This is a genomic window from Streptomyces sp. NPDC057950, from assembly GCF_042887295.1.
Lineage (GTDB): Bacteria > Actinomycetota > Actinomycetes > Streptomycetales > Streptomycetaceae > Streptomyces > Streptomyces kaempferi.
The window spans coordinates 264,269-287,065 of record NZ_JBHVPP010000002.1; the positions used below are offsets into that span (position 1 = coordinate 264,269).

Below are 22,797 nucleotides of genomic sequence, written 5' to 3' on the forward strand. Positions count from 1 at the left end.
GCGCCCCCCGGGGGGGCCCGGCGGGGCGGGGTTACCGGCGGGCGCGTTAAGGCGCCGGGGGTAGCCCACAATGCCCGCGGCCCCCCGGCCCCCGCGGGGGGGGGCCCCGCCCCACCCCGCCGCCCCCCCCTCCGTCGTACGGTCAGGGCGTCCCGTCATGCCGTCAGGGCGTCGCGCCGGGCCAGTGCCAGAGTGCGCCGGGCGCAGGCCACGACCGCCGCGTCCACGAAACGGCCGTCGGGCAGGGCCTGGGCCCCCGGCTCGATGCCGGCCGCCTCGACGACGGCCTCGGCGCTCTCCACCTCGGCCGGTGTCGGAAGGTAGGCGCGTTCGATCACCGGGAGCTGGCGGGGGTGGATGGCCGCGCGGCCGAGGAAGCCGAGGGTGCGCCCGTGGGCGCAGGAGGCCGCCAGCCCCTCCAGGTCCCGGATGTCGGGGTGGATGGACTGCACGGGGGGTGGGAGTCCGGCGGCTCGGGCGGCGAGCACGATCCGGGCACGGGACCAGTCCAGGCCCGCGTCCTCACGCACGCCGAGGTCGGCCCGGAGGTCCGCCTCGCCGAGCCCGATGCCGCGCACGGCCGGGTGGGCCGAGGCGATGGCGAAGGCGTGTTCGACGCCGAGGGCCGTTTCCAGCAGGGCGTACAGCGGGATCCCGTTGCCCTCGGCGGACACGGCGTGCTCCGCGACGTGGACGACGTCCGCGGGCGAGGCCACCTTGGGCAGCCGCAGGCCGGACAGGCCCGGGAGCGGGGAGAGCGTCTTCAGGTCGGCCTCGGCCAGGGTGCCGTCCAGCGTGTTCACCCGGACGTGGACCGGGACCGGGGGAGGGGCCGAGAGCAGTTCCGCGGTGGCGTCGCGGGCGTACTCCTTGCGGTCCGGCGCGACCGCGTCCTCCAGGTCGATCAGGACGATGTCCGCGCCCGAGGCGAGGGCCTTGACGACCACGTCCGGGCGGTCTCCGGGGGCGTACAGCCAGGTGAGCGGGAAGGCCGGGTTCGTCACAGGGCGCCTTCCCGTCTGAGGGCCGTGATCTCGGTGCCGGACAGTCCGAGCTCGGTGAGGACCGCGTCCGTGTCGACGCCGTGCGGGCGGCCCGCCCAGCGGATCGACCCGGGGGTGGAGGAGAGCCGGAACAGGACGTTCTGCATGCGCAGGGGACCGAGTTCCGGGTCGGCGACGGTGGTGATCGTGTCCAGCGCCTCGTACTGGGCGTCCTCCATGACATCGGTGACGTCCTGGATCGGGGCCACCGCCGCCTCCGCCTTCTCGAAGGCCTCCAGCACCTCCGCGCGGTCGCGGCGGGCGATCCAGGCGCCCACCGCCTCGTCGAGGACGTCCGCGTGGAGTGCCCGGTCCGCCCCGGTCGCGAACCACGGTTCGTCGATCAGGTCCGGGCGTCCGACCAGCCGCATCACCCGTTCGGCGATCGACTGCGCCGACGTCGAGACGGCGACCCACGAACCGTCCGCCGTGCGGTAGGTGTTGCGGGGCGCGTTGTTCGCGGAGCGGTTGCCGGTGCGGGGCTGGACGTGGCCGAGCTGGTCGTACCAGAGCGGCTGCGGGCCCAGCACGGTCAGGATCGGCTCGATGATCGCCATGTCGACCACCTGGCCGAGGCCCGAGGTCTCGCGGGCGCGCAGGGCCGTCATCACGGCGTACGCCGTCGTCAGGCCCGCGATCGAGTCGGCCAGGCCGAAGGGGGGCAGGACCGGGGGTGTGTCCGGTTCGCCGGTGATCGCCGCGAAGCCGCTCATGGCCTCCGCGAGCGTGCCGAAGCCGGGGCGGTGGGCGTAGGGGCCGAACTGGCCGAAGGCGGTGACACGGGCGAGTACGAGCCGGGGGTTGGCGGCCGACAGTTCCTCCCAGCCCAGGTCCCACTTCTCCAGGGTGCCGGGACGGAAGTTCTCGATGATCACGTCGGCCTCCGCGGCGAGCCGCAGCAGCGTGGCGCGGCCACCGGGTCTGGACAGGTCCAGGGTGATCGTGCGCTTGTTGCGGCCGAGGAGTTTCCACCACAGGCCGATGCCGTCCTTCGACGGGCCGTGGCCCCGGGACGGGTCGGGCTTGGCCGGGTGCTCGACCTTGACGACCTCGGCGCCGAAGTCGCCGAGCAGGGTGGCGGCGAGCGGTCCGGCGAAGAGGGTGGCGAGGTCGAGGACGCGCAGGCCGGTCAGCGGGCCGGGCCCGGGACGCGCGCTCATGACGTGGACTGCGCGGGGTGTGCGTGCGACGCGGCCTCGGCGTCGATCTCCGAGCGGTACGGCATCGAGGACGTGGCCCCGATCCGCTGGACGGACAGCGCGGCGGCGGCCGACGCCCAGGCGAGTGCCTCGGGCATCGGCCGGCCCTCCGCGAGCGCGACCGCGAGGGTGCCGACGAAGGTGTCGCCCGCGCCGGTCGAGTCCACGGCGCTGACGCGTGGGGCGGGGACCGTGAGGGGGGCGGCGCCCCGGGCCGCGTACAGGCTGCCCGCGGCACCCAGGGTGACGACGACCTCCGGGACCAGGTCGAGCAGCGCGGTGGCCGCCTCGCGGGGGTCGGGGGTGCCGGTCAGCGCGGCGGCCTCGTACTCGTTGGGCACCAGCAGGTCGATGGAGGCGAGGAGCTGGGACGGCAGGGGCTGCGCGGGGGACGGGGTCAGGAGGGTGCGGACGCCGTGGCGGCGGGCCGCCTCGGCGCCCGCGACGACGGCGGCGAGCGGGATCTCCAGCTGGAGCAGGAGCGCGTCGGCGGTGGTGATGAGGCCCTCGTCACCGGGGGCGAGGTGGTCGACGGTGCCGTTGGCCCCGGGGATGACGACGATCGCGTTGCCGCCCTCGTCGTCCACCACGATGTGCGCGGTGCCGGAGGGGCCCTCGGTGGTGCGCAGGTGGTCGGTGTCCACACCGGAGTGCTCCAGGGCGGAGCGGAGCTGGGAGCCGAAGGAGTCGACGCCTACCGCGCCGATCAACGTGACGTCGGCGCCCGCGTGGGCCGCGGCGACCGCCTGGTTGGCGCCCTTGCCGCCGGGGATCGTACGGAATTCCCGTCCCGTCACGGTCTCCCCGCGCTGCGGGGCCTTGGCGACGTACGTGACGAGGTCCATGTTCGTGCTGCCGAGCACGGCGATATGGGTCATGGGTGACGGGTCTCCCGGTGCGTGAGCTGGGCGAGGGTGTCGAAGCCGATGCCGTTGAAGTCGGCGAGGGAGGTGGCCAGGCGGTTCTTGAGCGGGGTGGTCCAGCGCTCCGGCAGGGCGGCGGGGGCGCCGGCGAGCAGGCCCGCGACGCTGCCCGCCGTGGCGCCGTTGGAGTCGGTGTCCCAGCCGCCGGACACCGCGCGGCAGACGGATCCGCTGAAGTCGCCGTCCGCGTGGGTGAGGGCGGCCGCGATCAGGGCGGTGTTGGGGAGGGCGTGCACCCAGTGGTAGTCGCCGTAGGTGGTGTGCAGGACGTCGACGACCTTCTCGAAGTCGACGGTCGAGTGGGCGAGCCGGACGGCGTGGTGGACCGCTTTCGCCAGCCGGGAGGCGGGGGGTACGACGGTCAGGCCGGTGCGCAGGCAGGCGTGGATGTCGCTGCGGCCGGTGGCGGCCTCGGCGATGGTGGCGGCGGTGAACATGGCGGCGTACACGCCGTTCGCGGTGTGGGTGAGGGTGGCGTCGCGGTGGGCCTGTGCCGCGGCGGCGGCCGGGTCGCCGGGGTTCGTCCAGCCGTGGACGTCCGCGCGGATGAGGGCGCCGATCCATTCGCGGAAGGGGTTGCGGTGGTGGGCGGTGCGCGGTGGCTCGACGCCGGCGAGGAGGTTGCGGTAGGCGACGCGTTCCGCGGTGAAGGTGCGGCCGGCGGGGAGTTCGTCCAGCCAGAGGCGGGCCACGTCCGCGGTGGTGAACCTCCTGCCGTGGCGCTGGAGCAACAGGAGGTTGAGGAGGGGGTAGTTGAGGTCGTCGTCCTCGGGCATGCCATCGATGTTCTCGGCGAGCGAGGTGGACGCCGAGCGTCTGTTCCAGGGGTACGCGGCGGTCAGCTCCGTGGGCAGGCCGCGGGCCGTGAACCAGGTGTGGAGGGGCCAGTTCCCGGTGGCCTTCGCCAGTGCGCGGATGCCGTGGAGGGGGAGTTTCTCGACGGGTTTGCCCAGCAGGCAGCCCGCGGCCCGGCCCAGCCAGGCGGCCTCCAGGCGGGGCAGGGCGACGGCCGGGGAGGTGCCCGGGACCTTGGGTCCGGCGGTGGGTGTGCCGCCGTCGCCGACGTCCGGCGGGTCGGGCCGCCGCGCGGGCCAGTCCGGGCAGCGGGTCATGACGGAGGCCAGTTCCGTCGGTTCGTCGTCCGCCGACTCGCTCGGCAGGTCGGCGAGTTCGTCCAGCAGATCCGTCGCGAGGGCCCGCAGGTACGGTGAGGCGGGAGTGGCGGAGGCGCCGGCCCGGAGAGGGGCCCGCGGGCCGCCGGCCGCGTGCCAGCGTGCCGCGATCGGATCGGCCTCGCGGCCGTCCTGGGCGGCTTGGTGGAGCTCGTGCCCGAGCAGGTCCTCGGGCTGGACCCAGGTCAGTCGGAGCATGGGATCCCCGCAAGTGCGGCGTACGCCGCCTCGTGCGCGCGCCGGCGGCGTACGTCCCGGTCGAAGATCTCGCGGGTCACCTCCGCGAGTGCCGTCGCCGGGGCGTGCAGGTCGAGGCGGCTCGATTCCTCGACCGTCTTGGCCCAGTCGCGCGGGACCTCGGATCCGAGCGCGCCGGCGAGGGCCCCGGCCATCGTGGCGATGGAGTCGCAGTCGCGGCCGTAGTTCACCGAACCGAGGACCGCGTGCCGGAAGTCGCCGCCGGAGACCAGCAGCATGCCGAGCGCGACGGGGAGCTCCTCGATGGAGTGCAGCCGGGAGGGGCGGCGGGCACCGAGCGACGGGGTGCGGTAGTCCGGTCCCACCGTGTCGTAGGGGGCCACCGCCTCCCGCAGCGGGCGCAGCGCCGATTCGAAGTCCGAATGGCGGGCGGCGACTTCGCAGACCGCCTCGATCGCGTCCCGGGTGCCGTCCTTCGCCAGGGCCAGGCAGGCCGTCACGACCGAGTCCGGGGTCGCCCCCGGCGCGCAGGCCGCGGCCACCCCAGCCGCCAGCACGCCCGCCGCCTCCCTGCCGTAGGAGGACTGGTGCGCGCCGGCGACGTCCAGCGCCTCGGAGTACGCTCCCGCCGGGTTGGCCGCGTTCACCAGTCCGACCGGTGCCATGTACATCGCGGCGCCGCAGTTGACGATGTTGCCCGTACCGGCCTCCCGGGGGTCCACATGGCCGTAGTGGAGCCGGGCGACCAGCCACTTCTCGGCGAGGAAGATCCGCTGGAGCGGGAGTGCCTCCGCTTCCAGTTCCGGGATCCAGCGGGGGGCCGTCATCAGGTCGGGGACCAGGTGCCCGGCGACGGCGTAGGCGTCGAGGTGGTCGCGGACCGTGGTGTACACGCGGATCAGCGCGTGGGTCATCAGGGTGTCGTCGGTGACGTGTCCGTCGCCCTTGTGGTACGGGGCGATGGGGCGGGCGGTGCGCCAGGCGTCGCCGTTCCAGGGGCCGACGACGCCGTGCACGCGACCGCCGTGCCGTTCGGTGATCTGTTCGGGGGTGTAGCCCTCGACGGGGCCGCCGAGCGCGTCGCCGACGGCGGCTCCGACGAGGGCTCCTGTGATCCGTTCGTCGAGGGTTCCCATTTCTTCTCTTTTGGGCTTCATGCCCGAATCATCCCTCTGGGAGGGCCAGTTCCGTCGCTTCGAGCAGATCGGCGAGTCCGACGAGATCCGTACCGGTGAGGCGCGGAAGCGCGCAGCCCGAGAGGATCCGGCAGGCGTCGCGCCAGGTGGCCGGGATCGCGGCGCCGCCGCCGAGCGCGCCGGTCAGCGCCCCCGCCAGGGCCGGGGCGGAGTCGGCGACGCGGGAGAGGCAGGCGGCGGCGGGCACCGCCTCCGCGATCCGGCCGCGCGCCGCGGTCGCGAGGGCCAGGGCGACCGGAACCGTTTCCGCCGCCGCGACGCCGTAGCTGTAGACGTGGTCGACGATCTGGTGCTCCAGGAGGGGGACCAGGGCGAAGGTGCCCTCGCTGTCGCGGGCGAGCCGCAGCGCGTGGCGCGCGTTGCGGCCGATCTCGGTCTCCTTGGGCAGTTCGGCGAGGGCGGCGTCCGCGCAGTCCTCGACGTCGGCCCCGGCGAGGGCGAGCGCGAGGGCGGCGGCCATGGCGCGGGCGCCGTGCACGCCGTCACCGTCCTGGGTGTAGCGGGCGTCGAACTCGGCCAGTTCCGCGGCGAGCGTGGCATCGCCCGGGTGGGCGATGGCGAGCACGCAGGCCCGGACGCACGCCGCGTCGTCGAAGTAGTGCGGATTGTCGTGGCCGGTGGCGGGCGGCCGCAGTCCGGTGGCGAGGTTGCCGAGTCCGGCCCGTACTGAGATCCGGGCGCGCAGCGGCAGCAGCGCGGACTCGACCTCGGGGGCGCGCTCGGCGGCCGCGGCGACCTCGCTGGCGACGGCGTTCCAGGACAGGTCGATGGACGCCCGCATCCGCCGTGCCCGGCTGAGATCGCCGAGCGCGGCGGCGTCACCGGCCCGCAGCACGGCCTCGGCGGCGAACGCCGCCCACTCGGCGTCGTCCGAGGGGCCGAGCCGCAGGGGCTCCGGCGGCTGGTTCAGGGCGATGGGCACCGGCAGGGTCGTCGTCGCGTTCTGTTCGGCGAACGTGTCCAGTTCCCTGGTCAGCCGCCGTGTCCACTCGGGCATCCGGGCGGCGCGGTGCCGGGCCGCGGGCCAGCCGGCGGCGTCGCCCGCGGCGAGGCCGAGCAGCAGGCCCTCGATACGGCGGGGGCGCGGGCCGGGCGTCGGGTCGGCGAGCTCCGTGACGAGGACGTCCGGTGCCGAGGCCGCTCCCGCGCCGGCTTCGTCTCCCACGAGGCCGGGTCTCATGGGCGTACCTCCTCGTCGGCGGTGGCCGGGGCGTGCTCGTGGGTTCGGGCGGGGTGGGTGGTGAGGGCCTGGTCCGCTGCGAGGACGGGGTCCATGGTGACGGGGTTCATGGTGAGGACGGGGCCGGTGGCGGGCGCGCGGGAGCCGGGGGCGGCGGCGGGTTGCGGCCGCGGTGCCGCTGTCGGGCGGTCCGGATCGCGTGCGGGCCGTCCCCTGTCGCGTACGGGGAGTGCGCCGTCCGGGCCGGCCGGCTCCCGTGCGGCACCCGACCGCCACTTCCTGTCGTCCCCGGGGGTCAGCAGTTCCGCCACGTCCAGGACGTGGTGGCCCTCCATCGAGGGGAGGCAGCTGCCGCGCGCCGGGCCGATGGCCGCCGCCCAGGCGGCCGGGATCGCGTGGGCGCCCCGGGTCGCCCCGGCCAGCGCGCCCGCCACCGCGGCCGTGGTGTCGGCGTCGCGGCCCATGTTGACGGCGGTGAGGACGGACTCGGCGAAGTCGCCGTCGGCGGCGGCGTACGCGCCGAAGGCCAGGGCGACGGCCTCGGGGGCCAGGTCCGTCCAGGGGTAGCCGCCGATGACGACCGCCGAGCGCACCGCCCGTTCGCCGCGGTGCGCGACCGCGATCGCGCGGCGCAGCGAGCGGGCCGTCCAGGAGTCGTCCGGGATCACCGCGAGCGCGGAGGCGGCCACGGCGATCGTCGAGGCGCCCGCCATCGCCGCCGCGACGCCCGCCGCGACCGCCTGGCCGCCGTAGATGCCCTCGCCGTCGTGGCTCACCGAACCGTCGATCGCCACCAGACGCGCTGCCTCCGCGGGACGTCCCGCCGCGAACACGCCGAAGGGGGCCGCGCGCATCGCCAGGCCGTCGCTCCACGCGTGCCGGTGCTGGGCGGAGATGGGGGCCGCCAGTCCCCGGCGGAGGTTCTCCAGGGTGCCGCGCTCGCTGAAGCCGGCGCCGCGGAACGGTCCCTCGTCACGGTCCGCGATCCACTCGTGCCAGGCCGACTCGACGTGCGCCACGGTGAGCGCCGAGCCGTGCCGGGCCAGCAGCAGTCCGGAGAAGATCGCGTACTCCGTGTCGTCCGTGCCGGCCGGATGCTCGGCGACGTAGCCCGTGATCCGGCCCCACTTCGCGCGGATCTCCGACGGCCGCATGTTCTCGGCGGGCGCGCCCAGCGCGTCCCCGACGGCGAGTCCGAGCAGCGCGCCGCGTGCCCGTTCGCGCAGACCGGTGGCGTCCCCGGGCGCCGGGACGGAGGGGATGCAGGCGATGGAAGCCATTCGGTGCCACTCCTCTCAGGGCCCAGAGCCCTTTGGGGATGTGTCCCACCGGAGGGGGCGCGCAGAGCCTCGCACGGCCCCGTATTCACCCGGTCGACATCTGTGCGGGATCAGACACGGATGAGCGAGAAAGGGTAAAGGTGCAGGTTAGCCGAGCCTTTCCTTGCTGGCGGGGAGGAAATTCCAGGCGTACTTTTGGGGTTGTCGAAAAGTAGAAACAGTCCAATCGCATGTTCTGGGGGACCGGTATGTCCATCATCGAGACCGAAGCCGCACTGCACGAGGCGCACCGGGACAACCACACCCACCGCGATGTGAACGGTGGCTGGCTGCGCCCCGCGGTATTCGGCGCGATGGACGGGCTCGTCTCCAACCTCGCCCTGATGACCGGTGTCGCCGGCGGGTCCGTCTCCCATCGGACGATCGTCATCACCGGACTCGTGGGCCTGGCCGCCGGGGCCTTCTCCATGGCCGCCGGCGAGTACACCTCCGTCGCCTCGCAGCGCGAACTGGTCGAGGCCGAACTCGACGTGGAGCGCCGGGAGCTGAGAAAGCACCCGAAGGACGAGGAACGTGAGCTCGCCGCGCTCTACGAGACCCGCGGGGTCGAGCCCGCGCTGGCCCGCGAGGTCGCCAGGCAGCTGTCCCGCGACCCCGAGCAGGCCCTGGAGATCCACGCGCGCGAGGAGCTGGGCATAGACCCCGGCGACCTGCCCTCGCCCACGGTCGCCGCCGTGTCGAGCTTCGGCTCCTTCGCCCTCGGCGCCCTGCTCCCCCTGCTCCCGTACCTGCTCGGCGCGACCGTCCTGTGGCCCGCGCTGCTGCTCGCGCTGATCGGGCTCTTCGCCTGCGGCGCCGTCGTGGCCCGGGTGACGGCGCGATCCTGGTGGTACAGCGGAATCCGGCAGCTCGCACTCGGGGGTGCCGCGGCGGGTGTGACGTACGTCCTGGGCAGTCTGTTCGGTACCGCCGTAGGATGATGAATGGCGGAGCTATGCAAGGGACTGCATAAGTAGCCGGTTACTCGCTGGTTTCGAATACTTAACCACTGGGCATGAGCCGTAAGCGCTGCGGGCAATGAAGCCTGCTCCGCACCGCCGCGGCGGGCGACGTTGCCTGCCGCGCTCCGGCCCCACGGACACCGATCTGTCCCCCTGGGTCCCCATTAACTCCAGTGCCGTGCGCGGTACCCCCCGCCGCGACCCCCGGTGTCCGCATGTTGGAACGCAGTATCCGGTTCCCGAGAACCGTTCCATCATGTAACCTGCACGAAATTTTGCATCCCCCAGCAGAGGGCCAACGTCGTCCCTCGGCACACGCTCCCCCAGACGCCTTTCGAAGCGCTGGGAGGTGCCCCCAGCCACGACGACGACGGGAGAGCCGATGCGTTCGCCGCGCCAGCCGTCCCAGCACTCCACGCATGGCCAGAACTGGTCCTTCATGGATGCTCGCCCTGCTGCTCAGGGTATGTACGACCCCCGCGACGAGCACGACGCCTGCGGCGTCGGCTTCGTGGCCACCCTCACCGGTGAGGCGAGCTACGCGCTGGTCGAGCAGGCGCTCACCGTGCTGCGCAACCTGGAACACCGCGGTGCCACCGGCGCCGAGCCCGACTCGGGCGACGGCGCGGGCATCCTGTCCCAGGTCCCGGACGCGTTCCTCCGCGAGGTGGCCGGATTCGAGCTGCCCGAGGCCGGCGCCTACGCGGTCGGCATCGCCTTCCTGCCCGGCGACGGCACCGAGGATGCCGTCTCACGGATCGAGACGATCGCCGCCGACGAGGACCTGACCGTCCTCGGCTGGCGCCAGGTGCCCGTCGCCCCCGAACTCCTCGGCGCCACCGCCCGCTCCACCATGCCCGTCTTCCGTCAGATCTTCGTGACCGACGGCGCCAGCAAGGGCATCGACCTCGACCGCAAGGCGTTCGTGCTGCGCAAGCGCGCCGAACGCGAGGCCGGCGTCTACTTCCCGTCGCTCTCCGCGCGCACCATCGTCTACAAGGGCATGCTGACCACCGGCCAGCTCGAACCCTTCTTCCCGGACCTGTCCGACCGCCGCTTCGCCTCCGCGATCGCGCTCGTGCACTCCCGGTTCTCCACCAACACCTTCCCGAGCTGGCCGCTCGCCCACCCGTACCGCTTCGTCGCGCACAACGGCGAGATCAACACGGTCAAGGGCAACCGCAACTGGATGAAGGCCCGCGAGTCCCAGCTGGTCTCCGACCTGTTCGGCGACAAGGGCCTGGAGCGGATCTTCCCCGTCTGCACCCCGGACGCCTCCGACTCGGCCTCCTTCGACGAGGTGCTCGAACTCCTCCACCTCGGCGGCCGCTCGCTCCCGCACTCCGTACTGATGATGATCCCCGAGGCGTGGGAGAACCACGCCTCCATGGATGCCGCCCGGCGCGCCTTCTACCAGTTCCACTCCACGATGATGGAGCCCTGGGACGGCCCGGCCTGCGTCACCTTCACCGACGGCACCCAGGTCGGCGCGGTCCTCGACCGCAACGGTCTGCGCCCCGGCCGCTACTGGGTCACCGACGACGGCCTCGTCGTCCTCGGCTCCGAGGTCGGCGTCCTCGACATCGACCCCGCGAAGGTCGTCCGCAAGGGCCGCCTCCAGCCCGGCCGCATGTTCCTCGTCGACACCGCAGAGCACCGCATCATCGAGGACGACGAGATCAAGGCCGGCCTCGCCGCCGACCTGCCCTACGCGGAGTGGCTGGAAGCCGGCGAGATCGAGCTCTCCGACCTCCCCGAGCGCGAGCACATCGTGCACACCCACGCCTCGGTCACCCGCCGCCAGCAGACCTTCGGCTACACCGAGGAGGAGCTGCGGATCATCCTCGCGCCGATGGCCTCGGCCGGCGCCGAGCCGATCGGCTCGATGGGCACGGACACGCCGATCGCCGCCCTCTCGCAGCGCCCGCGTCTCCTCTTCGACTACTTCACCCAGCTCTTCGCGCAGGTCACCAACCCGCCGCTGGACGCGATCCGTGAGGAGCTCGTCACCTCGCTGCGCTCCTCGCTCGGCCCGGCGGGCAACCTCCTGGAGCCGACCGCGGCCTCCTGTCGCAGCGTCACCCTGCCCTTCCCGGTGATCGACAACGACGAGCTGGCCAAGCTCATCCACATCAACGCCGACGGCGACATGCCCGGCATGAAGGCCGCCACGCTGTCGGGTCTCTACCGCGTCTCCGGCGGCGGCGACTCGCTGGCCGCGCGGATCGAGGAGATCTGCTCCGAGGCCGACGCCGCCATAGACAACGGCGCCCGCCTGATCGTGCTCTCGGACCGGCACTCGGACGCCGAGCACGCCCCGATCCCCTCGCTGCTGCTGACCGCGGCCGTCCACCACCACCTCATCCGCACCAAGCAGCGCACCCAGGTGGGCCTGCTGGTCGAGGCGGGCGACGTCCGCGAGGTCCACCACGTGGCCCTCCTCATCGGCTTCGGCGCCGCGGCGGTCAACCCGTACCTGGCCATGGAGTCGGTCGAGGACCTGGTCCGCGCCGGCACCTTCCTGCAGGGCATCGAGGCCGAGCAGGCCATCCGCAACCTGATCTACGCGCTCGGCAAGGGCGTCCTCAAGGTCATGTCCAAGATGGGCATCTCCACCGTCGCCTCCTACCGCGGCGCGCAGGTCTTCGAGGCCGTCGGCCTGGACGCCGAGTTCGTCGGCCGCTACTTCAGCGGCACCGCGACGAAGATCGGCGGCGCCGGTCTCGACGTCATCGCCAAGGAGGTCGCCGCCCGGCACGCCAAGGCCTACCCGGCCTCCGGCATCGCGCCGGCGCACCGCGCCCTCGACATAGGCGGCGAGTACCAGTGGCGCCGCGAGGGCGAACCGCACCTGTTCGACCCGGAGACGGTCTTCCGCCTCCAGCACTCGACGCGCTCCGGCAACTACGACATCTTCAAGAAGTACACGGACCGGGTGAACGAGCAGTCCGAGCGCCTGATGACGCTCCGCGGCCTGTTCGGCTTCACCTCCGGCCGCCCGTCGATCCCGGTCGACGAGGTCGAGCCGGTCAGTGAGATCGTCAAGCGCTTCTCCACCGGCGCCATGTCGTACGGCTCCATCTCCAAGGAGGCGCACGAGACCCTCGCCATCGCCATGAACCAGCTGGGCGGCAAGTCCAACACCGGTGAGGGCGGCGAGGACGCGGACCGGCTGTACGACCCCGCGCGCCGCTCGTCCATCAAGCAGGTCGCCTCCGGCCGCTTCGGTGTGACCTCGGAGTACCTGGTCAACGCCGACGACATCCAGATCAAGATGGCGCAGGGCGCCAAGCCCGGCGAGGGCGGCCAGCTCCCCGGCCACAAGGTGTACCCCTGGGTCGCCAAGACCCGGCACAGCACCCCCGGCGTGGGCCTCATCTCCCCGCCGCCGCACCACGACATCTACTCCATCGAGGACCTGGCCCAGCTGATCCACGACCTCAAGAACGCCAACCCGCAGGCCCGCATCCACGTGAAGCTGGTCTCCGAGGTCGGCGTCGGCACGGTCGCGGCGGGCGTCTCCAAGGCCCACGCGGACGTGGTCCTCATCTCCGGCCACGACGGCGGCACCGGCGCGTCCCCGCTCACCTCGCTCAAGCACGCGGGCGGCCCCTGGGAGCTGGGTCTCGCCGAGACCCAGCAGACCCTGCTGCTCAACGGCCTGCGCGACCGGATCGTCGTCCAGACCGACGGTCAGCTGAAGACCGGCCGCGACGTGGTCATCGCCGCGCTGCTCGGTGCCGAGGAGTTCGGTTTCGCGACCGCGCCGCTCGTCGTCTCCGGCTGCGTCATGATGCGCGTCTGCCACCTGGACACCTGCCCGGTCGGCATCGCCACCCAGAACCCGGTGCTGCGCGACCGGTTCGCGGGCAAGGCCGAGTACATCGTGAACTTCTTCAAGTTCATCGCCGAAGAGGTCCGCGAGATCCTCGCCGAGCTGGGCTTCCGCACCATCGAGGAGGCCGTCGGCCACGCCGAACACCTCGATGTCACCCGGGCGGTCGACCACTGGAAGGCGCAGGGCCTGGACCTGTCCCCGCTCTTCCACGTGCCCGAGCTGCCCGAGGGCGCGGTGCGCCACCAGGTCATCGCGCAGGACCACGGCCTGGAGAAGGCCCTCGACAACGAGCTGATCAAGCTCGCCGCCGACGCCCTGGCCGCGAACTCGCAGGCCGACGCCCAGCCGGTCCGCGCCCAGGTCGCGATCCGCAACATCAACCGCACGGTCGGCACCATGCTCGGCCACGAGGTGACGAAGAAGTTCGGCGGCGCGGGCCTGCCCGACGACACCATCGACATCACCTTCACGGGGTCGGCGGGCCAGTCCTTCGGCGCCTTCCTGCCCCGCGGTGTCACGCTCCGCCTGGAGGGCGACGCGAACGACTACGTCGGCAAGGGCCTCTCCGGCGGCCGGGTGATCGTCCGCCCCGACCGGGGCGCCGACCACCTCGCCGAGTACTCGACGATCGCGGGCAACACCATCGCGTACGGCGCGACGGGCGGCGAACTCTTCCTGCGCGGCCGCACCGGCGAGCGCTTCTGCGTCCGCAACTCCGGCGCGACGGTGGTCTCCGAGGGCGTGGGCGACCACGGCTGCGAGTACATGACCGGCGGACACGCCGTCGTCCTCGGCGAGACGGGACGCAACTTCGCGGCCGGCATGTCCGGCGGCGTCGCGTACGTCGTCGACCTCGACCGCGACAACGTCAACGTCGGCAACGTGGGCGCCGTCGAGGAGCTCGACGACACCGACAAGCAGTGGCTGCGCGCCGTGGTGCGCCGCCACCAGGAGGAGACCGGCTCGACGGTCGCCGCGAAGCTCCTGGCCGAATGGGACACCGCGGTCGACCGCTTCAGCAAGATCATCCCCAGCACCTACAAGGCAGTGCTCGCCGCCAAGGACGCCGCCGAGCGAGCCGGACTCCCCGAGTCCGAGATCACCGAGAAGATGATGGAGGCGGCGACCAATGGCTGATCCCAAGGGCTTTCTGAACCACGGCCGCGAGGTCGCCAGGACCCGCCCCGTCGAGGAACGCGTCAGGGACTGGAACGAGGTCTACGTCCCGGGCGCGCTGCTCCCGATCATCTCCAAGCAGGCCGGCCGCTGCATGGACTGCGGCATCCCGTTCTGCCACAACGGCTGTCCGCTGGGGAACCTGATCCCCGAGTGGAACGACTACGCCTACCGCGAGGACTGGGGGGCCGCGTCCGAGCGTCTGCACGCCACGAACAACTTCCCGGAGTTCACGGGCCGGCTGTGCCCCGCCCCGTGCGAGTCGGCGTGCGTGCTCGGCATCAACCAGCCCGCCGTGACCATCAAGAACGTCGAGGTCTCGATCATCGACAAGGCGTGGGACAGCGGGGACGTCGCCCCGCAGATCCCCCAGCGTCTGTCGGGCAAGACCGTCGCGGTCATCGGCTCGGGCCCCGCGGGCCTGGCCGCCGCCCAGCAGCTGACCCGGGCCGGCCACACGGTCGCCGTCTACGAGCGCGCCGACCGCGTCGGCGGCCTGCTGCGCTACGGCATCCCCGAGTTCAAGATGGAGAAGCGGCACATCAACCGCCGTATCGAGCAGATGCGCGCGGAGGGCACCCGCTTCCGCACGGGCATCGAGATCGGCCGCGACCTCAAGGCGACCGACCTGCGCAAGCGGTACGACGCGGTGGTCATCGCCGCCGGCGCCACGACCGCGCGGGACCTGCCGGTGCCCGGCCGCGAACTCAACGGCATCCACCAGGCCATGGAGTACCTGCCGCTGTCCAACAAGGTCCAGGAGGGCGACTACGTGACGCCCCCGATCACGGCCGAGGGCAAGCACGTGGTGGTCATCGGCGGCGGCGACACGGGCGCGGACTGCGTGGGCACCGCCCACCGCCAGGGCGCGGCCTCGGTCACGCAGCTGGAGATCATGCCCCGGCCGGGCGAGGAGCGGAACCCCGGCCAGCCCTGGCCGACGTTCCCCATGCTCTACAAGGTCACCTCCGCGCACGAGGAGGGCGGCGACCGCGTCTACTCGGTCTCCACCACCCACTTCGAGGGCGACGAGGACGGCAACGTCCAGTGGCTGCACCTCTCCGAGGTCGAGTTCGTCGACGGCGGGCTGAACCAGAAGCCCGGCACCGAGCGCAAGATCCCCGCCCAGCTGGTCACCCTGGCGATGGGCTTCACCGGCACCGACGTCGAGAACGGCGTGGTCGCCCAGTTCGGCCTGGAGCTCGACGCGCGCGGCAACATCGCCCGCGACGCCGACTTCGCGACGAACGTGCCCGGCGTGTACGTTGCCGGTGACGCGGGCCGCGGTCAGTCCCTGATCGTGTGGGCCATCGCGGAGGGCCGTTCGGCCGCCCGCGGGGTCGACCGCTTCCTGACGGGCGCCAGCGACCTGCCGGCCCCGATCCGCCCCACGGACCGTTCCCTGATGGTCTGACGCTCCACCCCAACAGACGTCCCGTACAAAGGCGTACGGAACTGAACGCGGCGCCTGCCTTGTCCCCGACCGGACGGTGGTGGGCGCCGTGGTGCGTCCCGGCGCGGCCGGCTACCGCGCGACCCTGTACGTCTCCCCGTACACCTTCCACTCGAGCGGTGTGTCCAGGTCGAGGTTGCCGTCGTACAGGAACTTCCGCTGGGCCGTGTCGATGCGGGTCGTGTCGTGGTGGGCGCTCTCGGACTTCATCGCGGTGCGGCGGATGTCCAGGAAGACGTCGAGGTAGGACCTCTCGGAGCCGCCCTCGGCCGGGGTGTCGGCCTGGGCCATGGCGCGTCGGCGCAGCCCGTAGAAGCCGTCGGGGCCGCTCCCGGGACCGTGCATGACCATGGCGTCGTAGTAGACGAACTGCCCCAGCGTGCCCAGGCCGTCGAGCTTGGCGCGGCGGACCGCGGGATCGAAGTAGACGCGGTCGCGCTCGGTGTCCTGGGCCTTCCGGAAGGCGGGCACCGCGGCCTCCTCGCGCCAGGCCGCCGGGAAACCCGGGTCGAGTCCCTCGTGTGAGTCGGTGCCGTCGACCTTGCGCAGCGCGGGCAGATAGCGGGCGAGGCCGTTGCCCGGGTGGTCCTGCGTGTAGTGCTCGACCAGGACGAGCAGGTCGTGGGTGCCGGTGCAGAAGCCGATGAGGCCCGCCGTGTAACCCTGGCCGTCGCCGATGTCCTGGATGTAGCCGTACGCGCTGCGCCAGTCCAGTGTGGAGTTCTCGGCGCTCGCCACGATCTTCTGGGCCAGCTCCTTCTTGTCCGGCGCGGCCAGGCCGGCGCCTCCCGGGTCCCCGGCGCCCTGCCGGCCCGGGGACCCGGCCGCTTCGCCCGAGCCCGGGAGCCCGGGGACGACGAAGTAGAGCGCCACCGCGACCAGGGGAAGGACCGCGAGCAGAAGGAGACGTGCGCGTTTCATCCCCCCAGCGTAGAGACCGCCGGGACGCACCCGGCCCGCTGTCGCCACGGGCTGCGTGCGTCCCGTCGCGCGAACGTCGCCCGCCGCGGCCGCGGACCGCTCCGTTCCTCAGCCCGCTCCGTTCCTCAGCGCGGCAGCCTTTCCGACGGCCAGGACCACCAGCAGCACCAACAGCCCCGCGCACACGGCACCTTGGACGAGGGCCCGGCGGCCGTCACGTGGTGCGTACGCGTAGGCGAGAGTCACCGCGACACCGGTCAGCAGCCCGCCGAGGTGGCCCTCCCAGGAGGTGTACGCGGCGGAGATCACCAGCCAGAGCAGCAGGCCCGCCAGGAGTCGGTTGACGGCGTTCATGTCCGCACCCAGGCGACGGGCCATGACGTAGTACGCGGCGCCCAGTCCGAAGATCGCGCCCGATGCGCCGAGCGTGCGCTGGTCCGGCGCGAGCAGCAGCACCAGGACGGAACCGCCGAGCGCCGACAGCAGGTACAGGGCGAGGTAGCGGACCCTGCCGAGCTGGGCCTCCACCACCCGGCCCAGGTTCCACAGCGAGACCATGTTCATCACGATGTGCAGGATCCCGAACGTGCCCTCGGTGGGCGGCAGATGGAGGAACGCGCCGGTCAGCATCCGGTACCACTCCCCGTCGACGACGCCTTCCGGGCCGAAGTCCGCCGGGTGCCGTGCCTGCCAGAGGTAGTGTCCGCCGTCCGGTCCCGCCAGCCCGGCGCCCAGCATCTCGAACCGGTCCACGATCGCCGGGCGCACCAGCTCGCCCAGGTAGGCCAGCACGTTCAGCGCGATCAGGACGTACGTCACCACGGGAACCGTCGAGATCCGGCCGCCGAACGCCGTGCGCGCCTGCCGGACGGAGCGGGCGCCCTCCTTCACGCACTCCACGCACTGGTGGCCGACGGCCGCCTCACGCATGCAGGCGGGGCAGATGTAGCGGTCGCAGCGGGTGCAGCGCACGTACGACTCGACCTTGGGGTGGCGGTAGCAGGTGGTGACGGCGGGCTCGACCGGTCCGGCTGACGCGGCGGGTTCGGCTGACGCGGCGGGTTCGCTGGACGCGGCGGGTTCGGTGGGTTCGGTGGACGCGGATTCCACGGCCGGCTCCTTGGCGGTACGGACATGCGGGAGGGGAACGGTGAGCCGGTGGGGTCGGCGGCGAACAAAATAGCGAACACAGGTGTACGGGTGGGACGGCAGGGTGTCGGCGTGGTGACGTAATCTCGGCACTCCCGCCCAGCTCACCGCACCGAAGCCCGACGGAAGAGAGCCCGTATGCCCGGGATCAGTCTCAGCAAGGTGGAGGAGACCGCGCCCGCGCTGGTCAGTCTGTACAAGACCGCCGGTGTCTCCCTCGCCCGGCACGGGCTCGGCGGGCAGCGGGCCGCGGTGTACCTGGTGGTCGACTACTCCGGGTCGATGAAGCCGTACTACCTCGACGGCAGTGTGCAGGCGCTCGCCGACCGGGTGCTCGGCCTGTCGGCGCATCTCGACGACGACGGCACGGTTCCGGTGGTCTTCTTCTCCACGGACATCGACGCGGTCACGGACATCGCGCTCGAGGACCACCAGGGGCGGGTGGAGCGGATCGTCGCCGGGCTCGGGCACATGGGCAGGACGAGTTACCACCTGGCCATGGACGCGGTCATCGACCACTACCTCGACAGCGGCTCCGACGACCCCGCCCTCGTGGTCTTCCAGACCGACGGCGGACCGGTCAGCAAGCCCGCCGCCGAACGGTACTTGTGCAAGGCGGCGAAGCTTCCGCTGTTCTGGCAGTTCATAGGGTTCGGTGACCCGGACAGCAAGCAGTTCGACTTCCTGCGCAGGCTCGACGAGTTGGCCGTCCCGCAGAAGCGGGCGGTCGACAACGCCGGTTTCTTCCACGCCGGTTCGGATCCCCTGGAGCTGGGTGACGAAGAACTGTACGACCGGATCGTCGGCGAGTTCCCGCAGTGGCTGGCGGCGGCGCGGGCCCGGGGGATCGTGCGGTGACCGTACGGCTGCTGGCCGCCGCCGGGCGTGTGGCGGTGCCCTGGAAGAACGGCGGCGGGGTGACGCGGGAGATCGCCGCGGGGCCCGAGGGTGCCGGCATGGACGACTTCCGGTGGCGGGTGAGCCTCGCCGACGTCGGCGCCGACGGCCCGTTCTCCTCGTTCGCCGAGGTGGACCGGACCCTCACGATGGTCGAGGGCGCGGGGATGGACCTGACCGTCGGCGGCGAACACCACCGGGTCGACACGCCCTTCGTGCCCCGGTCCTTCCCCGGCGACCTGGCCACCGACTGCCGTCTGCTCGGGGGCCCGGTCGTGAACCTCAACGTCATGTGGCGCAGGGGCGAGGGGACGACCCCCGTCGTCACGGTCGTGCGTGGTGGTGCGGGCGTCGCCGTGCCGGCGGGCCCGGCGGTGCTGATCGTCGCGCTCGACGGGTCCGCCGAGGTGGCCGACCTGACCCTCGACCGGTACGACGCCGCGCTGCTGACCGGCGAGGACGCCATGCTGCGGCCGGCCGGCCGCACCGCCGTCGTCCGGCTCGCGGGACGGGCCCCCCTTCCCGCACCGACCGACCCGTGACGCCGCGTCGCCGAGAAGCGCCGGAGGATCACGAGCGGGCGGCACGACCAGCGAGGACGGCCGCCCGGCACTCGGCCGGGCCGCCCCAGGCGGTGCGCAGGGCGCGGGCCCTGGCCAGCCACAGCGACAGGTCCGACTCGGCGGTGTAGCCGATCGCGCCGTGCAGTTGGAGTGCGGCGCGCGCGGTGGTGTACGCCGCCTCGCAGGCCGTGACCTTGGCGGCGGCGACATCGGCGGGCGCCATGGTCAGGGCCGCTCCGAAGAGCAGCGGGCGCGCGAAGTCCAGGGCCGTCCTCGCGTCGGCGAGCCGGTGCTTGACGGCCTGGAAGGAGCCGACGGGGACACCGAACTGGGTGCGGCGCCCGACGTGGGCGACCGTCCGGTCGAGGAGCGCGAGACCGACGCCGAGGGCCTGGGCGGCGGTGGCGAGCCGGGCCCAGGTGAGGGCGTGCTCGACGGGCGGCGAGGCGGACAGGAGTTCGCCGCCCGCGATCAGCGGGGTGAGGCGGCGGGCGGGGTCCAGACAGCCGCGTACCGGGCCGTGGCCGGGGGCCAGACGCAGTTCGCCGGCCGTCAGGGCGAGGCGGAGGGTCGCTGTGTCGCCGTCCAGCGCGTACGAACCGTCGAGGGCCAGGGTCGCCGACGCCCCGCCCGAGACCAGAGCCGGAAGCAGCCGCTCGGCGGGGCCGGGGTCCGCCAGCTCCGCCAGCAGGGCGGCCGCCGCGACCGTCTCCGCCAACGGCCCCGGCACCGCGTGCCGACCCAACTCGACGAATCCCACGGCCAGTTCCACCGGGAGCGGGCCCATCCCCGCGTAGGCGGCCGGTACCGCCAGCGCGAACACGCCCGCCTCGGCGAGACGGGACCACAGCGCACGGCCGCTGTCGTGCTCGCCCCGGCTCCAGTCCCGTACGACCGACGGCGTGTCCGCGGCCGTCAGCATCGCGTCGAGGGAACCGGCGAACGCCCGCTGTTCGGCATCGAGGAGGAGGCGCATCAGCGGCGGCCCTTCGGCAGGCCGAGCAGGCGCTCGGCGACGATGTCGCGCTGGATCTCGTTGGTCCCGGCGTAGATCGGGCCGGCCAGGGAGAACACGTACCCCTCGGACCAGTCCGTGTCCGCCGTCTCGCCCTCCTGCCCCAGGAGATCGAGCGCGGTCTCGTGCAGCGCGATGTCGTACTCGGACCAGAAGACCTTGTTCAGGCTGGCCTCCGGGCCGATGGCCTCCCCGTCGAGGAAGCGCGCGGCGAGGGCGTAGGCGAACAACTGGTAGGCGCGGGCGCCGATCACCGCGTCCGCCACCCGCTCCGCGGCCCACGCCGGGCTGTCCCGGCTGCGCCACAGGGCGAACAGCCGGTCCGCGGCGGCCAGGAAACGGCCCGGGGAGCGGAGCCGCAGCCCGCGTTCGTCGCCCGCCGTCGACATGGCGATCCGCCAGCCCTGGCCGGGCTCGCCGATCACGTCCTCGTCGGGGACGAAGACCTCGTCCAGGAAGATCTCGGCGAAGGCGGGCTTCCCGTCGAGTCGGCCGATCGGCCGGACCGTGACGCCGGGGTCCCGCAGGCCGAACATCAGATAGGTGAGCCCCTGGTGGGGTTTCGGCGTGCCGGGGTCGCTGCGGAACAGCCCGAACGCGCGGTCCGCGAAGGCGGCACGCGACGACCAGGTCTTCTGGCCGCTCAGCAGCCAGCCCCCGTCGGTCCGCACCGCGCGGGAGGTGAGGGACGCCAGGTCGGACCCGGCCTCCGGCTCGGACCACGCCTGCGCCCAGACGACCTCACCGGTGGCCATGGAAGGCAGCACCCGGGCGCGCTGCCCCGGTGTGCCGTGCTCGAAGAGGGAGGGCGCCAGCAGGTTGATGCCGTTCTGGGTGACACGGCCCGGCGCGCCCGCCGCGTAGTACTCCTCCTCGAACACCAGCCAGCGCACGATGTCCGCGTCCCGGCCGCCGTACGCCGCCGGCCAGGACACCACCGACCAGCGGTGCGCGGCCAGTTCGGCCTCCCACGCGCGGTGGGCGGCGAAACCCTCCTCGGTCTCCAGGGAGGGGAGCGGGACGCCCGGCACATGAGCGGTGAGCCAGGCACGGGCCTCGGCGCGGAACGCCTCGTCGGCGGGGGAGTGCGTGAGATCCATCGGCGGCACCTCTCGACGGCGAGCTTCCCTAACAAGTGTTTGGTAGGTTAGCTTGGGAGTATGAGCGACGTCGAGACTCCCGCCTACGAACCCGGGCACGGGCTGCTGAAGGGACGCACCGCCGTCGTCACGGCCGCCGCGGGCGCGGGCATCGGCGGGGCCACGGCGCGCAGGTTCCTCGAGGAGGGCGCGCGGGTGGTCATCAGCGACGCGCACGTCCGCCGCCTCGAGGAGAGCGAGGCGGCCCTGGCCGCCGAGTTCGGCGCCGGGAACGTCTCCGCGCTGCCCTGCGACGTGACGGACGAGGAACAGGTGCAGGCCCTGTTCGCGCGGACGGACGAGCTCCACGGCGGCCTGGACGTCGTCGTCAACAACGCGGGTCTCGGCGGCACCTCGGCCCTGGTCGACATGACCGACGCACAGTGGTCGAAGGTCCTCGACGTGACCCTGGGCGGCACCTTCCGGTGCACCCGCGCCGCACTGCGGCACTTCAAGGAGCGGTCCGGCGGCGGTGTGATCGTGAACAACGCCTCCGTCGTCGGCTGGCGCGCCCAGGCGGGCCAGGCGCACTACGCCGCCGCCAAGGCCGGGGTCATGGCGCTCACCCGCTGCGCGGCGATCGAGGCCGCCGCCTACGGGGTCCGGGTCAACGCGGTGTCCCCGAGCCTCGCCATGCACCCGCACCTCGCGAAGGTGACCACCCCCGGACTCCTGGAGGAACTGACGGGCCGTGAGGCCTTCGGCCGGCACGCGCAACCCTGGGAGGTGGCCAACGTGATCGTGTTCCTGGCGTCCGGCTACTCCTCGTACATGACCGGCGAAGTCGTCGCCGTCAGCAGCCAGCATGCCTAGCATCACAATGGAACGGTGCCTACCAAGAAGAAGCCCCAGGTGACCGCCACCCCGGAGCGGCGCCGCGAACTCCTCGGCCTCGCCGCCGAGGTCTTCGCCGAGCAGGGCTACAACGCCACCACCGTACGCAGGATCGCGGACCAGACCGGGATGCTCGCGGGCAGTCTCTACTACCACTTCGACTCCAAGGAATCGATGCTGGAGGAGATCCTGCGGACCTTCCTCGACGAGCTCTGGGACGGCTACGACACCGTCCTCGCCGCCGAACTCGGCCCCCGGGAAACCCTGGAGGCACTGGTCACCGAGTCCTTCCGGGAGATCGACCGGCACCGGGCCGCCGTCGCGATCTACCAGAAGGAGTCCCGGCACCTCGCCGCCCAGCAGCGCTTCGCGTTCCTCGCCGAATCACAGCGCAACTTCGAGCAGGCGTGGCTGAGCACGCTGGAGCGCGGCGTCGCCGCCGAGACCTTCCGGTCCGACCTCGACATCCGGCTCACCTACCGGTTCGTGCGCGACACCGTCTGGGTCGCCGCGTCCTGGTACCGGCCCGGCGGACAGCACAGCCCGGAGGAGATCGCCCGGCAGTACCTGTCGATGGTGCTGGACGGGATCTCCGTACGCCCCTAGCCCCGTCTGCGGAG

18 protein-coding genes are annotated in these 22,797 nt (G+C 72.7%); 7 read left to right on the plus strand and 11 right to left on the minus strand.

From position 1 onward, the window contains the following. Positions 1–155: 155 nt before the first annotated feature. The 7 genes from ACFVTC_RS05400 to ACFVTC_RS05430 are packed head-to-tail and all read right to left on the minus strand — an operon-like array spanning position 156 to position 8,191. Positions 156–1,004, minus strand: a complete 849-nt coding sequence (locus tag ACFVTC_RS05400) for an HpcH/HpaI aldolase/citrate lyase family protein (RefSeq protein ID WP_390124159.1) — start codon at positions 1,002–1,004, stop codon at positions 156–158. After that, positions 1,001–2,203 carry a CaiB/BaiF CoA transferase family protein gene (locus ACFVTC_RS05405; RefSeq protein WP_390124162.1) on the minus strand — a complete coding sequence of 401 codons (1,203 nt, stop codon included), beginning with the start codon at positions 2,201–2,203 and terminating at the stop codon, positions 1,001–1,003. The genes ACFVTC_RS05400 and ACFVTC_RS05405 overlap by 4 nt, the downstream gene beginning before the upstream one ends. Beyond that, positions 2,200–3,120, minus strand: a complete 921-nt coding sequence (gene rbsK / locus ACFVTC_RS05410; protein WP_390124164.1) for a ribokinase — start codon at positions 3,118–3,120, stop codon at positions 2,200–2,202. The genes ACFVTC_RS05405 and rbsK overlap by 4 nt, the downstream gene beginning before the upstream one ends. After that, positions 3,117–4,535, minus strand: coding sequence for an ADP-ribosylglycohydrolase family protein (locus ACFVTC_RS05415; RefSeq protein WP_390124166.1), 1,419 nt, complete (start codon positions 4,533–4,535; stop codon positions 3,117–3,119). The genes rbsK and ACFVTC_RS05415 overlap by 4 nt, the downstream gene beginning before the upstream one ends. Next, positions 4,523–5,692 carry an ADP-ribosylglycohydrolase family protein gene (locus ACFVTC_RS05420; RefSeq protein WP_390124169.1) on the minus strand — a complete coding sequence of 390 codons (1,170 nt, stop codon included), beginning with the start codon at positions 5,690–5,692 and terminating at the stop codon, positions 4,523–4,525. The genes ACFVTC_RS05415 and ACFVTC_RS05420 overlap by 13 nt, the downstream gene beginning before the upstream one ends. A 7-nt stretch (positions 5,693–5,699) precedes the next feature. Then, positions 5,700–6,911, minus strand: coding sequence for an ADP-ribosylglycohydrolase family protein (locus ACFVTC_RS05425; protein WP_390124171.1), 1,212 nt, complete (start codon positions 6,909–6,911; stop codon positions 5,700–5,702). Next, the gene (locus ACFVTC_RS05430; RefSeq protein WP_390124173.1) at positions 6,908–8,191 is read right to left on the minus strand and encodes an ADP-ribosylglycohydrolase family protein; all 1,284 of its coding nucleotides are present in this window, start codon (positions 8,189–8,191) and stop codon (positions 6,908–6,910) included. Before ACFVTC_RS05430 ends, ACFVTC_RS05425 begins: the two co-directional genes overlap by 4 nt. 248 nt (positions 8,192–8,439) lie before the next feature. Between ACFVTC_RS05430 and ACFVTC_RS05435 the strand changes: the two genes are divergently transcribed. The 3 genes from ACFVTC_RS05435 (at position 8,440) to ACFVTC_RS05445 (ending at position 15,620) form a co-directional block, all read left to right on the plus strand. Then, on the plus strand, positions 8,440–9,171 hold the full coding sequence (locus ACFVTC_RS05435; RefSeq protein ID WP_390124175.1) for a VIT1/CCC1 transporter family protein: 732 nt from the start codon (positions 8,440–8,442) through the stop codon (positions 9,169–9,171). Positions 9,172–9,574: 403 nt separating this feature from the next. Beyond that, entirely contained in the window at positions 9,575–14,167 is a 4,593-nt protein-coding gene (gene gltB / locus ACFVTC_RS05440; RefSeq protein ID WP_390124177.1) for a glutamate synthase large subunit, read from the plus strand. Continuing rightward, the gene (locus ACFVTC_RS05445) at positions 14,160–15,620 is read left to right on the plus strand and encodes a glutamate synthase subunit beta (protein ID WP_390124179.1); all 1,461 of its coding nucleotides are present in this window, start codon (positions 14,160–14,162) and stop codon (positions 15,618–15,620) included. The genes gltB and ACFVTC_RS05445 overlap by 8 nt, the downstream gene beginning before the upstream one ends. A gap of 111 nt (positions 15,621–15,731) precedes the next feature. Here the strand turns inward: ACFVTC_RS05445 and ACFVTC_RS05450 are convergent, their stop codons facing one another. Continuing rightward, entirely contained in the window at positions 15,732–16,580 is an 849-nt protein-coding gene (locus tag ACFVTC_RS05450) for a chitosanase (RefSeq protein ID WP_390124181.1), read from the minus strand. 108 nt (positions 16,581–16,688) lie between these two features. Next, positions 16,689–17,552, minus strand: coding sequence for a rhomboid family intramembrane serine protease (locus ACFVTC_RS05455; protein WP_390124708.1), 864 nt, complete (start codon positions 17,550–17,552; stop codon positions 16,689–16,691). A 315-nt stretch (positions 17,553–17,867) separates the two neighbouring features. Here ACFVTC_RS05455 and ACFVTC_RS05460 point away from each other — a divergent pair, with 315 nt between their 5' ends. Beyond that, positions 17,868–18,587 carry a vWA domain-containing protein gene (locus tag ACFVTC_RS05460; RefSeq protein ID WP_390124183.1) on the plus strand — a complete coding sequence of 240 codons (720 nt, stop codon included), beginning with the start codon at positions 17,868–17,870 and terminating at the stop codon, positions 18,585–18,587. Beyond that, complete coding sequence (locus tag ACFVTC_RS05465) at positions 18,584–19,168, plus strand: HutD family protein (protein ID WP_390124185.1); 585 nt, start codon at positions 18,584–18,586, stop codon at positions 19,166–19,168. Before ACFVTC_RS05460 ends, ACFVTC_RS05465 begins: the two co-directional genes overlap by 4 nt. Positions 19,169–19,196: 28 nt before the next feature. Here the strand turns inward: ACFVTC_RS05465 and ACFVTC_RS05470 are convergent, their stop codons facing one another. Next, positions 19,197–20,165 (minus strand): acyl-CoA dehydrogenase family protein, encoded by a 969-nt coding sequence (locus tag ACFVTC_RS05470; RefSeq protein WP_390124187.1) that lies wholly within the window; start codon positions 20,163–20,165, stop codon positions 19,197–19,199. Further along, on the minus strand, positions 20,165–21,304 hold the full coding sequence (locus ACFVTC_RS05475; RefSeq protein ID WP_390124189.1) for an acyl-CoA dehydrogenase family protein: 1,140 nt from the start codon (positions 21,302–21,304) through the stop codon (positions 20,165–20,167). Before ACFVTC_RS05475 ends, ACFVTC_RS05470 begins: the two co-directional genes overlap by 1 nt. Before the next feature lie 60 nt (positions 21,305–21,364). Between ACFVTC_RS05475 and ACFVTC_RS05480 the strand changes: the two genes are divergently transcribed. Both ACFVTC_RS05480 and ACFVTC_RS05485 read left to right on the plus strand, forming a co-directional pair. After that, positions 21,365–22,156, plus strand: coding sequence for an SDR family oxidoreductase (locus tag ACFVTC_RS05480; RefSeq protein ID WP_390124191.1), 792 nt, complete (start codon positions 21,365–21,367; stop codon positions 22,154–22,156). Positions 22,157–22,171: 15 nt separating this feature from the next. Further along, complete coding sequence (locus ACFVTC_RS05485) at positions 22,172–22,783, plus strand: TetR/AcrR family transcriptional regulator (RefSeq protein ID WP_390124193.1); 612 nt, start codon at positions 22,172–22,174, stop codon at positions 22,781–22,783. Positions 22,784–22,797 lie beyond the last annotated feature (14 nt).

Coding starts and splice junctions, on each gene's coding strand:
- ACFVTC_RS05480 (WP_390124191.1), top strand. CDS start 21,365: ATGAGCGACGTCGAGACTCCCGCCTACGAACCCGGGCACGGGCTGCTG.
- ACFVTC_RS05430 (WP_390124173.1), bottom strand. CDS start 8,191: ATGGCTTCCATCGCCTGCATCCCCTCCGTCCCGGCGCCCGGGGACGCC.
- ACFVTC_RS05460 (WP_390124183.1), top strand. CDS start 17,868: ATGCCCGGGATCAGTCTCAGCAAGGTGGAGGAGACCGCGCCCGCGCTG.
- ACFVTC_RS05405 (WP_390124162.1), bottom strand. CDS start 2,203: ATGAGCGCGCGTCCCGGGCCCGGCCCGCTGACCGGCCTGCGCGTCCTC.
- ACFVTC_RS05415 (WP_390124166.1), bottom strand. CDS start 4,535: ATGCTCCGACTGACCTGGGTCCAGCCCGAGGACCTGCTCGGGCACGAG.
- ACFVTC_RS05470 (WP_390124187.1), bottom strand. CDS start 20,165: ATGCGCCTCCTCCTCGATGCCGAACAGCGGGCGTTCGCCGGTTCCCTC.
- ACFVTC_RS05435 (WP_390124175.1), top strand. CDS start 8,440: ATGTCCATCATCGAGACCGAAGCCGCACTGCACGAGGCGCACCGGGAC.
- ACFVTC_RS05450 (WP_390124181.1), bottom strand. CDS start 16,580: ATGAAACGCGCACGTCTCCTTCTGCTCGCGGTCCTTCCCCTGGTCGCG.
- ACFVTC_RS05420 (WP_390124169.1), bottom strand. CDS start 5,692: ATGAAGCCCAAAAGAGAAGAAATGGGAACCCTCGACGAACGGATCACA.
- ACFVTC_RS05425 (WP_390124171.1), bottom strand. CDS start 6,911: ATGAGACCCGGCCTCGTGGGAGACGAAGCCGGCGCGGGAGCGGCCTCG.
- rbsK (WP_390124164.1), bottom strand. CDS start 3,120: ATGACCCATATCGCCGTGCTCGGCAGCACGAACATGGACCTCGTCACG.
- ACFVTC_RS05475 (WP_390124189.1), bottom strand. CDS start 21,304: ATGGATCTCACGCACTCCCCCGCCGACGAGGCGTTCCGCGCCGAGGCC.
- gltB (WP_390124177.1), top strand. CDS start 9,575: ATGCGTTCGCCGCGCCAGCCGTCCCAGCACTCCACGCATGGCCAGAAC.
- ACFVTC_RS05445 (WP_390124179.1), top strand. CDS start 14,160: ATGGCTGATCCCAAGGGCTTTCTGAACCACGGCCGCGAGGTCGCCAGG.